Source organism: Pseudomonas putida (assembly GCF_001976065.1).
Lineage (GTDB): Bacteria > Pseudomonadota > Gammaproteobacteria > Pseudomonadales > Pseudomonadaceae > Aquipseudomonas > Aquipseudomonas serbica.
The window spans coordinates 452,189-467,059 of sequence record NZ_MNAH01000003.1; the positions used below are offsets into that span (position 1 = coordinate 452,189).

Here is a 14,871-nt window from a genome sequence, read left to right on the forward strand (position 1 = left end):
CCGGATGACGACGCCTCAAGGTCACTCGATGATGTTGAAGTCGCTCAGGTACTCATCGGAGATTTCCAGGCCCAGGCCCGGCTTGTTGTCGTCGAGCTGGATGTAGCCGTTGACCGGTTGCGGTTCGCCCTTGAACACGTAGTAGAAGAGTTCGTTACCGACTTCGACGTCGAACACCGGGAAGAACTCCGCCATTGGCGAGGCCGTGGTGGACATGGTCAGGTGGTAGTTGTGCATCTGTCCGGCGTGGGGGATCACTGGCACCGACCAGGCTTCGGCCATGGCGTTGATCTTGCGCGCAGCGGTGATGCCACCGACGCGGTTGGTGTCGTACTGGATCACGTCGACGGCGCGGCGTTCCAGCAGGTCCTTGAAACCGTAGGAAGTGAATTCGTGCTCGCCGCCGGAGATCGGCATGATGCCCATTTTTTTCAGCTCGATGTAGCCTTCGATGTCGTCGGCGATCACCGGTTCTTCCAGCCAGCGCGGTTCGAACTCGGCCAGTTTAGGCAACATGCGGCGGGCGTATTCCAGGGTCCAGCCCATGTAGCATTCGAGCATGATGTCGACGTCGGGGCCGGCCAGGTTCCGCAGGGCGCGCACCTGTTCGATGTTCTTGCGCATGCCCGCCGGGCCGTCTTTCGGGCCGTAGCCGAAGCGCATTTTCAGCGCGGTGAAGCCCTGGTTCAGATAACCCTGGGCCTCTTCGAGGAACAGGTCGAGGTTATCGTTGGCGTAGAGTTTGGAGGCGTAGGTCCAGATCTTCTCCTTGGTGCGGCCACCGAGCAGTTTGAACACCGGCTTGTTGACCGCCTTGCCCATGATGTCCCAGATGGCGATATCGATCGCCGAGATGGCTGCCATGCCGATGCCTTTGCGGCCCCAGGCATGGCTCTGACGGTACATTTTCTGCCAGATGTATTCGTTGTCGAACGGATCTTCGCCAATCGCGATGGGTGCCAGGTAAGTGTCGATGATTTCCTTGGCCACACGCGGCGCCAGGGCGCAGTTGCCGATACCGACGAGACCGGTGTCGGTCTCGACTTCCACCACCAGCCAGCCGTGGAAACGGAACGAGCCCATGGCGTCGCCGCGCTCGAACAGGATGTCGCTGGCGTTGGTGCAGAAGTGCGCTTGAGGTGGGACGACTTTGCCTTTCCACTCGAATACGCGGGTACGGATCGCTTTGATTTTCATGAATACGGTTTCCTTGCGCTGCCGGCTTCTTGTAGTTGTTGAGTCGCTGCGCGGAGCCGCTCGGGTGGGCGGTTGTGCGCATTCGATGGAGCGACTGTAGCCAGCGCCCAGGGGGTGCGGATAATCACTTATGCGTATCCGGCGATAACCTGGGGTGATAGGAAAATGCAGTAATCCGCTAGATCGAGTTATCGGGGAATACATAAAACTGTAGGAGCTGGCTTGCCAGCGAAAGCGGCCCGACAGTCACTTCGGGGGTGTCTGTCAGGCCGTCTTCGCTGGCAAGCCAGCTCCTACAGGGTTTTTGCGTTGTGTCAGTAGCTGTTGCCACCCATCCGGCAAGCAATCTCGAACGCCTGGCGCGTCGCGCCAACGTTGGCCTTGCCCTGCCCGGCGATATCGAATGCGGTGCCGTGGGCCGGCGTAGTGATCGGAATGGGCAGGCCGCCCTGCACCGTGACGCCACGGGAGAAGCCCATCAACTTGATCGCGATTTGCCCTTGGTCGTGGTACATCGTCACGACCGCATCGAAGGCGCTGGCATCGCCCTGGACCTTGAGGAAAATCGTGTCCCCCGGATACGGCCCCTCCGCCGCGATGCCCAGTGCCTGGGCCGAACGCACGGCCGGGCCGATGATGTCCAGTTCTTCGCGACCGAACGAGCCGTTGTCGCCGTTGTGCGGGTTCAGGCCGCAGACGCCGATGCGTGGTTTTTCCAGGCCGTTGCGCTTGAGTGCGGTGTCGATCAGTTGAATCGCTTCCACCACACGCGCCTGACTGAGCATGCCCGGGACTGCTGACAACGCTACATGGGAGGTCACGCGTGACGTCCACAGATTGTCGAGCACATTGAATTCGCAGAACGGCCCGTGGAAATCCAGCAGCTCGGCAAACCAGTGCAACTCATCGTTATGGGCCATGCCGGCCATGTGCAGCGACGTCTTGTTCAACGGCCCGAACAATATCGCGTCGGTGGTCCCGGCCTCGGTCAGGCGCAGGGCGACTTCCAGGGTGTCGAGGCTGTAGCGACCGCCAATGACACTGGCCTCGCTGCGGGGAAACTCACCGAGGGTGTCGCCACGAAAATCGTAGAACAGCGGTGTGTCGTCAGCGAATGACAGCTGCTCCAGCGACTCCACCCGGCGATAGGGGAACTCCACCCCGGCGATGCGCATGCCGCGACGCATTTCCGCTTCGTCGGCGATCAGGATCACGTTGGCCTGGCTGCGTACGTCGGGGTCGCCGAGCAAGCGTGCGATCAGTTCCGGACCGATGCCCGCCGGGTCACCCAGGACCATCGCGATGGTTGTCTTGTTCATGCTTCACTCCTCAAGGATTCAGGCAGCGCCCGGTCAATGGCGCCAGGTTCGCAGCGATAGATGCGCTGCGCGTTGCTGTAGAACAGTCGCTCCTGATCGGCCATTGGCAGATCGGCGACGATGGATTTGAAACCGCGGTAGATGTCGTCGAACGAGCCACACAGGCTGTCCACCGGAAAGTTGCTGGCGAACATCGCCCGTTTGCAGCCGAACATCGCGATGATTTCGCGCACGATCCAGGCGTTGTCGATGGCGCGCCACGCCCTGCCCGCCTGGCCCAGGCCGGAAATCTTGACCTGCACGTTCGGCCACTGCGCCAACCGCGCCATCGCCGCGCGCCAACCGGCCAGGCCCTCGGCACTGCGGTCGCTGGGTAAGCCGGCGTGGTTGAGAATCAGGGTGATGCCGGGGAAGTCCCGGGCCAGCCGTTCGGCCTCGGGCAGGTTCCACCAAGGGGTTTGCAGATCGAAGTGCAGGCCTAGCCCCTCCAACGCGGCATAACTGCGCCGCCAGCGCTCGTCGCTCATCAGGCTGCGCACCCGGCCGAACTGTTCGGGGGATGTCGGCCCGCCGGGTTTGTGCCGCACGCTGCGCACGCACTTGTAGCTGGCCTGCTCGCGCAGCACGGCGATGGCGTCCGGGTGGTCCAGCCAGGCTTGCGCGACAATCGCATTCGGTACGCCGTAGCGGGCCGCGAGTTGCTCGATGAAACGGGTTTCGCCAATCGGGTCCTGCGGGTTCCATTCGGTCTCGACATACACCGTTTGCACGACTCGATGGACGCCGGCATCGGCGAAGTAGTCGTCAGGCAAATAACGGCGCTTGATCGCAGTGTAATCGCCATAGCGAAACGGGATGTTCGCCTCCGGTGCCAGCCACGGATGGTCGTTGATCGTTGGGTCCCAGAAATGATGATGGGCATCGATGATCGGACCGTTCCACAGTTCACCCATGGCGCACCTCGTCGAGACTGATGAACAACGTTGCCAGCACGAACACTGCCGAGCACACCGCGAAGAATCCCAGCACCGGGGCGAAGCCACCGGTCATTTGCAAGATCACACCCACCAGGATCGGCACCGCGATACCGCCAGTGCTACCGGCCATGTTCATCACGCCGCCGATCAGGCCGACCCGCGCTGGTGCCGCCAGCAGTGCCGGGAAGCTCCAGTAGAGGCTGCCCCACATCAAGAAAAACGCGGTCATGGCCAACAGCGCCACGGCCGCAAAAGGATTGCTCAGGGTCGGCAGCAGGAGGAATGCGCCGAGGGCCACCAGCCCGGAAAACGCCAGCAGGCTCTTGACTGCCACACCGCGACTGACGCCCTTGCGAATCAAGCCGTCGCAGAGGAAACCACCGGTCAATGAACCCAAGGCGCCGCAGACGAAAATCACGAAGGTCGCCGCACCAATGCCCTTGATATCAAAGCCCCGGGCTTGTGCCAGGTAGCTCGGCCCCCAGGTCAGCAGGCCGAAATACACCATGGCCCAACTGGCACGACCGATCAGTAAACCGCTCAGGGAACGGGCAGCGATACCCAGGCCCTTGACCGGTGCACGCGCGGCTTCGGCGGCCGGCGTGGCGCGCCCGGCATTGATCTTCGCAAGCTCCAGGGCATTGACCTGAGGGTGACTGGCCGGGTCATCACGCAGATAACGCCACGCCACCCAGGCCAGTACCAGGGTCGCGATGCCGGCGATCACGAACGCCAGGCGCCACGAATCCAGCGAGGCAATCAGATAGGCAATGATCAACCCGCCCAGCGCCACGCCCAATGGGCTGCCGCTGTCCATCAGCACCGCCCCGCGACTGCGTTCGCCGGGCGCCAGCCACAGGGAAATCAGCTTGCCGCCTGACGGGAACAAGGGCGCTTCCGAAGCCCCCAGCGCCACGCGGGCAAACAACAATGACAAGCCGCCAGTGGCGAACGCCGCCAGCACCTGGAACGTACCCCACAAGCCGGTGGACCACGTGATGACCCGATGCGGCCCGAAGCGATCGATCATCCAGCCGCCGGGAATCTGCAGCAGCGCATAGGCCCAGAAGAAGCTGCTGAGAATCAGCCCCTGGAGGCTTGGGGAAAGGGAAAACTCATGGGCGATGGTCGGCATGGCAATGGACAGCGACACCCGATCGATCAGGTTGACCATTGTCAATGCAAAGATGATCGCGAAGATCCGCCAGCGCACGTTGCTGGCTTTTAAGGCAGTCACTTGCGGTATTGCCGCGACTGCGGGTGCGGCGTCTGCGCCGGGCAGATGCAGGGAAGCACTGGAACGAGCCATGGTGCGTACCTCGATTTATTATTCTTGTGCGATGTTGTGAGCACTATCGAAGGCCCGGTGATAACCGTCTAATCAAAACTTGAAATCAGGCGATAGCCTCGGGTTATGGCATGCGCTGCTTTCAACCACCTTTCAATGTTGAACGCATTCTTTTCTGTAGGAGCCAGCTTGCCGGCTAGGGCGGTCTTGAATCTTGAATCGGGATGGCGGGGCCCTTCGCTGGCGAGCCAGCTCCTACAGAAGATCGGCTTGATTGGGTTAGCTATAACCCCAGGCTATCGGTGTATGTATTGTTTTGACTAGACGCGGCGACGGCGTCTTCCCACACTCGACCCAGGCTTGCAGCTTTCGAACGCAAACAAGTCACTCATAACAACTACAAAAACGAGGCTCTTCCATCATGCGAAATGCATTCGTCCGTCGCACTTCCCGTCTGTTTCTTGGCTGCACCCTGATCGCCGCCGGCGCCCTTCCCGCTCTTGCCAATGCCGCCTGGCAACCGGACAAGAACGTCGAAATCGTCGTCGCCGGTGGCCCGGGTGGCGGTACCGACCAGCTCGGTCGCCTGATCCAGTCGATCATCACCACACACAAGTTTCTCGACGTTAATACCATCGTCCTGAACAAGGGTGGCGGCAATGGCGCCGAAGCGTTTCTCGACATGAAAATGAACAAGGGCGATGCCGAGAAACTGGTGATCGGCACCAACAACATCTATCTGTTGCCGCTGGTGTCCAAGCTCGGCTACCAATGGCAGGAACTGACACCGATTGCCGCCGTGGCCGAGGATGACTTCATTCTCTGGAGCTACAAAGACGCGCCGTGGAAGGACGCCAAAGGTTTCTATGAAGCGGTCAAGGCCGACCCGTCGAACCTGCGCATGGGGGGCAGCCAGTCCAAGGATGTCGACCAGACCCTGACCCTGCTGTTAAACCAGACCACCGACAGCAAGCTGGTGTACATCCCGTTCAAGAGCGGCAGCGAAGCCGCGACCCAACTGGCGGGCAAGCACATCGCCGCCAACGTCAACAACCCCAGCGAAAGCATCAGTCAATGGCGCGGCGATCAGGTCGAACCGCTCTGCGTGTTCAGTAAAGAGCGCATGGCCTATACCGAAAAAGTCGCCGGCGACAAATCCTGGGCCGATGTGCCGACCTGCCACGAACAAGGCCTGGGCATCGATCAATACCGCTTCCCGCGTACCGTGTTCATGCCCGGCGACATTTCCTCCGAGCAGCGGGCGTTCTATGTCGAGTTGATGCGCAAGGTCACTGAAACGCCGGAGTTCAAGGCCTACGTCAAGCAGAACGCACTGGTGCCAACCTTCCTCGAGGGCGAGCCATTGACCGCCTACATCGAAAAAGACACCGCCCGCGTCACCCCGGTCTTCAAGGAAGCCGGCTGGCTGAAAAACTGACGTTGTCACGGCCGCTCGCCTGCGGGCGGCCGTTATCTGCTGGAGGTGTCTTCATGTCCCATTCTTCGGATTCACCCGCGCTGGTCGGTACCCGTTGGGTCGAACTCGGCCTGACCGTCTTCACCGCGCTGATTGGCGTGGTGGTGATGTACGGCAGTGTCGAACAGGGTATCGGCTGGGGCGATGCCGGCCCCGAGCCGGGTTATTTCCCTTTCTACATCGGCCTGATGTTGAGCGCCGCGAGCGTGGCCAACGGCGTGTTGACCCTGGTGCGCTGGCAAGCGCTGAGCATTGCATTCGTCAGTCGCAGTGCGTTCAGGCAAGTGCTGTCGGTGTTCATCCCGATCGCGCTGTTCGTCGCGGCCATGCCACTGACCGGCATCTACGTCGCCTCGGCGTGCTTCATCGCCTGGTTCATGTGGCGTGACAAGGTTCGCGCAAAACCCTACGGCAAATTGATGATCGGCACGGTATCCCTCGGCGCGGTACTCGCCAGCTACCTGATTTTCGCACTGTGGTTCAAGGTCCCGCTGGATGCCGGCCCGATGGGCGACTGGATTGCCCTGGCCGGGAGAAACTTCAAATGAGCGAATTCGATTCCCTGTTGCAAGGCATGAACCTGATCCTGACCCCGGGCCACATCGGCCTGATGGTGATCGGCGTGCTGCTGGGCATCCTGGTTGGCGTCTTGCCCGGCCTTGGCGCTCCCAATGGCGTGGCACTGTTGCTGCCGCTGACCTTCACCATGTCGCCGGTGTCGGCGATCATCCTGCTGTCGTGCATGTATTGGGGGGCGCTGTTTGGCGGCTCGATCACCTCGATCCTGTTCAACATCCCCGGTGAGCCCTCATCGGTGGCGACGACGTTCGACGGCTACCCGATGGCCCGCGAAGGTCGTGCCGCCGAAGCCCTGACCGCGGCGTTCAGTTCCGCACTGATTGGCGCATTGGCCGGCGTGCTGCTGCTGACCTTCCTGTCGACAAAAATCGCCGCGTTCGCCATGTCGTTCAGCTCGCCGGAGTTCTTCGCGGTGTACCTGTTGGCCTTCTGTACCTTCATCGGCATGAGCAAGAACCCTCCGCTGAAAACCGTGGTCGCGATGATGATCGGATTTGCCATGGCGGCCGTCGGCATGGACACCGTGTCCGGCAACCTGCGGTTGACGTTCGATCAGCCGATTTTGATGACCGGTATCAGTTTCGAAGTGGCGGTGATCGGTCTGTTCGGTATCGGCGAAATCCTCTGCACCGTGGAGGAAGGCCTGGTGTTCCGTGGCGAACATGCGCGCATCACACCGATGGTGATCCTGCGCACCTGGGCCAAGCTGCCGCGCTACTGGTGGACCATTGTGCGCAGCACCCTGGTCGGTTGCTGGATGGGCATCACACCGGGCGGGCCGACCGCCGCATCGTTCATGAGCTATAGCCTGGCGCGGCGTTTCTCGAAGAACCGCGACAACTTCGGCAAGGGTGAACTCGAAGGCGTGATCGCCCCGGAAACCGCGGACCACGCGGCCGGCACCAGCGCCTTGCTGCCGATGCTGACGCTGGGCATTCCCGGTTCGGCCACCGCAGCAGTGATGCTCGGCGGCCTGATGATCTGGGGCCTGCACCCGGGGCCAACGCTGTTCGTCGAGCAGCATGACTTTGTCTGGGGCCTGATCGCCAGCATGTACCTGGGCAACGTGGTGAGCCTGATCGTGGTGCTGGCCACCGTGCCGCTGTTCGCCTCGATCCTGCGCATTCCGTTCTCGATCATCGCGCCGATCATCATCATGGTCTGCGCCATCGGTGCCTACTCGGTGCACAACTCGTTCTTCGACGTGGTGCTGATGCTCGGATTCGGCGCGTTGGGTTATCTGTTCAAGAAACTCGGCTACCCGATCGCGCCACTGGTACTGGCGGCAGTATTGGGCGACAAGGCCGAAGATGCGTTCCGTCAGTCGATGCTGTTCTCTGACGGGCACCTGGGGATCTTCTGGTCCAACCCATTGGTGGGCAGCCTGACCACGGCGGCGCTGCTGATGCTGTTCTGGCCGTTGATTTCCAAGGCGCTGCAAACGCTGATGGGCCTGCGCAAACCCCAGGTCGTCAAACCAAAATCGGTGCTGTGACACAGCAATGCTGGCAACGCCTGACATTTGTTGTCAGGCTTGCCGCAGTCTTTATTGCGAGTACGGCCCATGTCGCGAATCCCTGATGCCAATGTAATCCAAAGTCGACTGCGTCTGCGCCAGCTGCGGCTGATGCTGGCGCTGGAGGAATTCGGCTCGCTGCGCCGCGCCGCCGACCACATCGGCATGACTCAACCGGCGGCGACCAAGATGCTGCACGAGGCCGAGGATCTGCTCGGCGTCGAGCTGTTTGAACGCCTGCCCCGGGGCATGCGCTCGACCCCGTTCGGGGAAACCGTCATCTACTACGCACGCATGGTCTTCGCCGAACTCAGCGGTATGCGCGAAGAACTGGTGGCGCTGCAATCGGGTAACCTGGGGCGGGTCGCCGTTGGGGCGATTCCGGCGCTGGCCTCGGGACTGTTGACCCGCACCATCGCGACCTTGAAGCAAAGCCATCCACGCTTGTCCATGAGCATCCAGGTCGACACCAGCGATGTGCTGGTGCAGGCGCTGTTGCAGGATCAACTGGACATCGTCCTGGGCAGGATTCCGCCCGGCGCACGGGCCGAAGAACTGCTGTTCGACAGCCTGGGTGAAGAAGCCCTCTGTGTGATTGCCGGTGCGCAAAATCCGCTGGCGCAGGAGAAGCAACTGGGGTGGGCAGAATTGCAGAACATGACCTGGGTGCTGCAACAGCAGCCCAGCCCGATGCGCGCGATCATCAATCAGGTGTTCCACAATGCGCGGGTCGATATTCCCAGCAGCATCGTCGAAACCACCTCGATCATGACCCTGCTCTCGTTGATCCAGCAGACCGACATGCTCGGGGTCACACCGGTGTCGGTGGTCGAGGATTATCCCGGTCGTGACCTGCTGGCGGTGTTGCCGATCAAATTCGAAGCACGACTGCCGCCCTACGGGCTGATCACCCGGCGCCATCGCATTCAATCCTCGGCGATGCAGGCGTTCATGAACTCGGTGCGAGCCGAACATGTGCTGAGCACATGAAAAGGCCCGAGGCGTTTGCCTCGGGCCTTGTCTTGCTTCACGCGGTTTTACGGAACACGAACACCAATCCGACGATAATCAGCAACATGCCGAGGATGCTCAACAGCGCCAGGCGATTGCCGAAAATCAGGTAATCCATCACGGCTGTCACGGCCGGCACCAGATAGAACAGGCTGGTGACATTCACCAGGTTGCCCCGGGCGATCAAGCGGTACAGCAACAAGGTCGCCAGCACCGACACCACCAGCCCCATCCACAACACCGGCACGATGAAACCGCTGCCGAGTTCGAAATGAAACGGCTGGAACGGCACGAAAATACCGCAGAGCAACAACCCGGCCAGGTACTGCACCGGCAGCGTGCCAAGGGGATTGTCGGTGATGCGTTTCTGCATGATCGAACCGAAGGTCATGCTGGCCAGCGCCAGCAGGCCGAAGAGCATCCCGGCCAGCGACATGCCGGCCAAGCCGATGCCCTGATAGACCACCATGATCAACCCGGTCAGGCCCAGCGACAGGCCGAACAGGCGGCTGGCCGAGCGCTGACGCTCCATCAGCACCACAGTGAGAATCGGTTGCACACCCATGATGGTCGCCATCACACCGGGCGTAACCTTGAGGTCGAGCGCCAGCAGATAAAAAATCTGATACGCCCCCAGCAACACCACACCGGTGGCCATCGCATACAGCATCGGCCTGCCGCCCTTGGGCAATTTCAACTTCAGCAATGGCATCAGCAGCACCAGGCCGCACAACGCGATGACGAAACGAATCAACAGAAAGGCAAAGGGTGATGCGTGGGCCAGCCCCCACTTGGAGAAGATCGCCCCGCTGCTCCACAGCAGAACGAACAGGCTCGTGGAAGCCGCCGCGAGCGCGGATTTTTTCGAAAGGACAAACATGAATACCACCTGTAGTCAGGCAAGAAGCCAACTCAGCCGAAGCTGAAATCCAGTAGTTTTTTCAAGCGGGTGCTTTTTTCAGACAGGAACAGCAGAACAGCGCTGATCAGCCCGAAATGCCAACACCCGGCGGTGATACGACTGCGTACACCGACGTGCTACTGACAGGTGGAGGGTAATGACTGATCTGCACAGGCTGCTGGTTCCCGCACGGCACGACGCCAGCGTTGACCGCTGAATCGACTACCGCGTTGATGAGGGATGCAGGCATTGGGCTGATCTTTTTCGAGAGGTTGAAAAAGCAGGTCCTTCAGACCTGCTTGTGCTGACTATAACCACAGGTGTGGCAGGCATCAACCCTCTTGCAAAAGACGGTTGAGGTACTGGCCATACCCGTTTTTTGCCAAGGGCGCCGCCAGTTTCTGCAACTGATCGGCATCGATCCATTTCTGCCGGAAGGCAATCTCTTCGGGACAGGCGACCTTAAGGCCCTGGCGCCGCTCGAGCGTGGCAATGAACTGACTGGCATCGAGCAATGAGTCGTGGGTCCCGGTATCCAGCCAGGCGTAGCCGCGGCCCATGATTTCTACCGCCAGTCTTCCCTGTTCCAGGTAGAGACTGTTGATATCGGTAATCTCCAGCTCGCCCCGCGCCGATGGCTTGATGCTCTTGGCCATCTCGACAACGTCCTGGTCATAGAAATACAGGCCGGTGACCGCAAAGTTGGACTTGGGCTTGAGTGGCTTTTCTTCGAGACTGATCGCCTTGCCCAGGTTGTCGAACTCGACCACGCCGTAACGCTCCGGGTCATTGACGTGATAGGCAAATACACTCGCCCCGGCCTGACGGGTCATGGCACTTTGCAGAATATTGATGAAGTCGTGGCCGTGATAGATGTTGTCACCCAGGACCAGGGCGCTGGGGTCGTTGCCGATGAAGTCTTCGCCAATGATGAAGGCTTGCGCCAGGCCATCGGGCGAAGGCTGCACGGCATAGGAAATGTTCAGGCCCCAACGGGCGCCATCCCCCAGCAGCTGCTCGAAACGCGGCGTGTCCTGAGGCGTGGAGATGATCAGGATATCGCGGATACCCGCCAGCATCAGGGTGCTCAATGGGTAGTAGATCATCGGTTTGTCGTAAACCGGCAGCAGTTGCTTGGAAATGGACAATGTCGCCGGATGCAGTCGAGTACCAGAGCCGCCGGCAAGGATGATTCCTTTACGATTGAGCATAGTTATTTCTCCAGTATTTCTGCGAGCATCCGTGTCACGCCAACTTTCCAGTCAGGCAAGCTCAGCGCAAAGGCCTTTTGCAGTTTGCGAGTATCGAGTCGGGAATTGTTTGGGCGTCGGGCTGGCGTCGGGTACGCCTGGGTGCCGATCGCGTCGACCATTGCCGGGGTAACCTTGAGGTTCATACCTGACCGCTCGGCATGTTCGAGTACAAAACGGGCATAGCGACACCAGGTGGTTTCGCCCGCAGCTGCAAGGTGGTAGATCCCGCCCAATTGCGGGTCGGTCATTAGACTACGGATGGCATGAGCGGTCACATCCGCCAGCAGTTCGGCGCCGGTTGGTGCACCGAACTGATCATCGATCACGGCCAGGCTTTCACGTTCCCGGGCCAGGCGCAGCATGGTCCTGGCAAAGTTGTTGCCACGTGCGGCATACACCCAGCTTGTTCGGAAGATCAGATGCGCACAGCCGCTGGCGACAATCGCCTGCTCACCGGCCAGCTTACTGGCCCCATAGACACTCAATGGCGCTACCGGATCGTTTTCCTGCCAGGGTGTATCGCCTTGCCCGGCGAACACATAGTCGGTGGAGTAATGCACCAGCAGAGCCTTCAGCCGTAATGCCTCTCGAGCCAGCACCGCTGGCGCATCGGCATTGACCCGATGAGCCAGCTGCGACTCGCTTTCGGCCTTGTCGACTGCGGTGTAGGCCGCTGCGTTAACGATAACGTCAGGCGCAAAGCGCTGCACTGTGGCGGCCAGGCCTGGCAAATCGTTCAGATCGCCGCAGTACGCCTGGCTTGCGCAATCCAGCGCCAACAACTCGCCAAGCGGAGCAAGACTGCGTTGCAGCTCCCAACCCACCTGGCCGTTCTTGCCGAGCAATAGCAGCTTCATGCACTGCGCCCGGCATAATTTTTCTCGACCCATTCGCGGTAGGCGCCGGATTGGATATTGCGAACCCAATCCTGGTTATCCAGGTACCACTGGACGGTTTTGCGGATGCCGGTCTCGAAGGTTTCTGCCGGCCTCCAGCCCAGTTCACGTTCAAGCTTGCGGGCATCGATGGCATAACGTCGGTCGTGGCCGGGCCGATCGGTGACGTAGCTGATTTGTGCATGGTAGGGCTGGCCGTCGGCACGCGGACGCAGCTCATCGAGCAGCGCACAGACGGTGTGCACGATCTCGAGATTGGTTTTTTCGTTCCAACCACCGACGTTGTAGACCTCACCCACGCTACCGGCCTCCAATACGCGGCGGATGGCGCTGCAGTGGTCCTTGACATACAACCAGTCGCGAATCTGCTGGCCATCGCCATAGACCGGCAATGCCTGGCCGGACAGCGCGTTGACGATCATCAACGGAATGAGCTTTTCCGGAAAGTGATACGGCCCGTAGTTGTTCGAGCAGTTGGTGGTCAGTACGGGCAGGCCATAGGTGTGATGATAGGCGCGCACCAGGTGGTCGCTGGCAGCTTTGCTCGCCGAGTATGGGCTGTTGGGCTCATACGGGTGGCTTTCATCGAACGCCGCTTCGTCTTTGGCCAGCGAACCATAGACCTCGTCAGTGGACACATGCAAAAAGCGCAAGGCCTGCAGTGCATCGGGCGCCAGCGCTTTGGCGTAGGCGCGCACGGCTTCGAGCAAGTGGAAAGTGCCAACGATATTGGTGTCGATGAATGGTTGCGGGCCGTGGATGGAGCGATCGACATGGGACTCGGCGGCAAAATTGAGAATGGCGCGGGGTTGGTGCTCTTCGAGCAAGTGCTTGACCAAGGCACTGTCACCGATATCGCCCTGCACGAATACATGCTGCGAATTGCCCGTCAGGCTGCTGAGGTTATTCAGGTTGCCGGCATAGGTCAGCTTGTCCAGATTGACTACGGTTTCATCGGAATGAGCGAGCCATTCCAATACGAAATTCGCCCCGATGAAGCCTGCACCGCCAGTTACCAGGATGGTCATTGATTCAGACCTTTTTTTCAGTAAGGTTGCGAGGATCGGCCCCCCAATGGCGTTACTGCCAAGGATGCTCTGCTGTCGCAAGGATTTGGATAAGGTTTTGAACATTCAACAATGCACGCCAGCTCTGCGACCGGCTCTGTATAGACTCCCCTGACGCCCTGAACGGCATTTACAGGCGACATTCGTAATATAGCTTAGCTCCCAAAAATAAAAAAAAGATCGCCTGATGGCGATCTTTTTCCCGGGCGTTGCCCGCCATGGTGTTCAGCCCAACAGCCAATGGCCCAGCAACCCCAGCACGCCAATCGCCAAGACCGGCCTCATTACCCGATATGCCTTGGGATGACGGCGCTTGCACTGCTTGATCGCTCCACTGAACCTGTCGCTGAACTGCTTGCTCCAGGCATAGGCCTGGTTGATCCCGCCCACCCGCTCGTGCGCAAGATTCTGCGGCGCGGTGGCGTGCCCCAGCAGCCCGCTGATCCAGCGGTTGATGCGGGTGATCATACGGTTACTGAGCGGTCGCTCGATGTCGCAAAAGAGGATGACCCGGGTCTTGTCGGTTTCGTTCTTGACCCAGTGCACATAGGTTTCGTCGAACATCACGTCTTCACCATCACGCCAGGCGTAGCCCTGACCGTCGACGAAGATGCGGCAAGCGTCGGAATTGGGCGTCGACAATCCCAGGTGGTAACGCAACGAGCCGGCGAATGGATCGCGGTGCGGATTGAGATGACTGCCACCCGGCAGCAAGGCAAACATCGCCCCCTTGACATTGGGAATGGCGCTGAGCAGCGCCACGGTCTTCGGGCACAGCAATTCGGCCGAGGGCAAGGGTTCGTCGTACCACTTGAGGTAGAAGCGCTTCCAGCCTTTCTTGAAAAAGGAACCGAATCCGGCATCGTTGTTTTTTTCCGCAGCGCGGATGTAACCCTCGTCAAACAGGTGCATCGCTTCGTCGCGGATAACTTGCCAATTGTCCTTGAGCACGTCCAGTTCGGGAAACCGGGTGCGGTCCAGATAGGGTTTTGAAGGCACGCTGGAAAACAGATACATCAAGGCGTTATAGGGCGCGAACAGGGCTGAATGGTTGACGAACTGACGCAAGACCGGCAAACGCGCCTTCCCCCGCAAATGCACATAGAGGGTACTGCCCAGAAACAGCAGCAACAACGACGCTTTCGCGGCAACCGAAACGCTCATCAACAACTCCTTGATCGATAGACATCTACGCTACGCCATTCCCCGACGCAGCCATTGGCATGATAAACACTACCAACCACGGGAAAAACCCGTGTTGTCCGACATAGAGTATTAAGGAATGCGTAACAAAGCATTTCTTAACATAAGGTGGCTGAACGCTTGCTGATGCGCGTCAGTTACACCCGGTGGAGAAGGGGCTCCCCTTCTCCATCACTCAGCCTTCCCC

At 60.0% G+C, this 14,871-nt stretch carries 13 protein-coding genes; 4 read left to right on the forward strand and 9 right to left on the reverse strand.

The window, feature by feature from the left end:
• Positions 1-21: 21 nt before the first annotated feature.
• The 4 genes from BKX96_RS13200 to BKX96_RS13215 all read right to left on the reverse strand — a co-directional run bounded on the left by BKX96_RS13200 (position 22) and on the right by BKX96_RS13215 (position 4,802).
• Positions 22-1,197 (reverse strand): L-rhamnonate dehydratase, encoded by a 1,176-nt coding sequence (locus BKX96_RS13200; RefSeq protein WP_033045585.1) that lies wholly within the window; start codon positions 1,195-1,197, stop codon positions 22-24.
• A 314-nt stretch (positions 1,198-1,511) separates the two neighbouring features.
• On the reverse strand, positions 1,512-2,516 hold the full coding sequence (locus BKX96_RS13205) for a 4-hydroxythreonine-4-phosphate dehydrogenase PdxA (protein ID WP_046816806.1): 1,005 nt from the start codon (positions 2,514-2,516) through the stop codon (positions 1,512-1,514).
• Positions 2,513-3,469 carry an amidohydrolase family protein gene (locus BKX96_RS13210; protein ID WP_077184130.1) on the reverse strand — a complete coding sequence of 319 codons (957 nt, stop codon included), beginning with the start codon at positions 3,467-3,469 and terminating at the stop codon, positions 2,513-2,515. The genes BKX96_RS13205 and BKX96_RS13210 overlap by 4 nt, the downstream gene beginning before the upstream one ends.
• Positions 3,462-4,802: an MFS transporter gene (locus tag BKX96_RS13215; protein WP_077184132.1), complete on the reverse strand. Its 1,341-nt coding sequence runs from the start codon at positions 4,800-4,802 to the stop codon at positions 3,462-3,464. Before BKX96_RS13215 ends, BKX96_RS13210 begins: the two co-directional genes overlap by 8 nt.
• A gap of 400 nt (positions 4,803-5,202) precedes the next feature.
• Here BKX96_RS13215 and BKX96_RS13220 point away from each other — a divergent pair, with 400 nt between their 5' ends.
• The 4 genes from BKX96_RS13220 (at position 5,203) to BKX96_RS13235 (ending at position 9,343) form a co-directional block, all read left to right on the forward strand.
• Positions 5,203-6,219, forward strand: coding sequence for a Bug family tripartite tricarboxylate transporter substrate binding protein (locus tag BKX96_RS13220; protein WP_046816803.1), 1,017 nt, complete (start codon positions 5,203-5,205; stop codon positions 6,217-6,219).
• A gap of 53 nt (positions 6,220-6,272) precedes the next feature.
• Complete coding sequence (locus BKX96_RS13225; protein WP_046816802.1) at positions 6,273-6,806, forward strand: tripartite tricarboxylate transporter TctB family protein; 534 nt, start codon at positions 6,273-6,275, stop codon at positions 6,804-6,806.
• The gene (locus tag BKX96_RS13230; protein ID WP_046816801.1) at positions 6,803-8,332 is read left to right on the forward strand and encodes a tripartite tricarboxylate transporter permease; all 1,530 of its coding nucleotides are present in this window, start codon (positions 6,803-6,805) and stop codon (positions 8,330-8,332) included. Before BKX96_RS13225 ends, BKX96_RS13230 begins: the two co-directional genes overlap by 4 nt.
• 69 nt (positions 8,333-8,401) lie before the next feature.
• Complete coding sequence (locus BKX96_RS13235; RefSeq protein ID WP_077184134.1) at positions 8,402-9,343, forward strand: LysR family transcriptional regulator; 942 nt, start codon at positions 8,402-8,404, stop codon at positions 9,341-9,343.
• A 37-nt stretch (positions 9,344-9,380) separates the two neighbouring features.
• Here BKX96_RS13235 and BKX96_RS13240 read toward each other — a convergent pair whose 3' ends face one another.
• The 5 genes from BKX96_RS13240 to BKX96_RS13260 all read right to left on the reverse strand — a co-directional run bounded on the left by BKX96_RS13240 (position 9,381) and on the right by BKX96_RS13260 (position 14,645).
• Positions 9,381-10,244, reverse strand: coding sequence for a DMT family transporter (locus BKX96_RS13240; protein ID WP_077184136.1), 864 nt, complete (start codon positions 10,242-10,244; stop codon positions 9,381-9,383).
• A 353-nt stretch (positions 10,245-10,597) separates the two neighbouring features.
• On the reverse strand, positions 10,598-11,476 hold the full coding sequence (rfbA, locus tag BKX96_RS13245) for a glucose-1-phosphate thymidylyltransferase RfbA (protein ID WP_077184139.1): 879 nt from the start codon (positions 11,474-11,476) through the stop codon (positions 10,598-10,600).
• A gap of 2 nt (positions 11,477-11,478) precedes the next feature.
• On the reverse strand, positions 11,479-12,375 hold the full coding sequence (gene rfbD, locus BKX96_RS13250) for a dTDP-4-dehydrorhamnose reductase (protein ID WP_046816797.1): 897 nt from the start codon (positions 12,373-12,375) through the stop codon (positions 11,479-11,481).
• Complete coding sequence (gene rfbB / locus BKX96_RS13255) at positions 12,372-13,442, reverse strand: dTDP-glucose 4,6-dehydratase (RefSeq protein WP_077184144.1); 1,071 nt, start codon at positions 13,440-13,442, stop codon at positions 12,372-12,374. Before rfbB ends, rfbD begins: the two co-directional genes overlap by 4 nt.
• A 264-nt stretch (positions 13,443-13,706) precedes the next feature.
• On the reverse strand, positions 13,707-14,645 hold the full coding sequence (locus tag BKX96_RS13260) for an aspartyl/asparaginyl beta-hydroxylase domain-containing protein (protein ID WP_077184146.1): 939 nt from the start codon (positions 14,643-14,645) through the stop codon (positions 13,707-13,709).
• Positions 14,646-14,871: the final 226 nt, after the last annotated feature.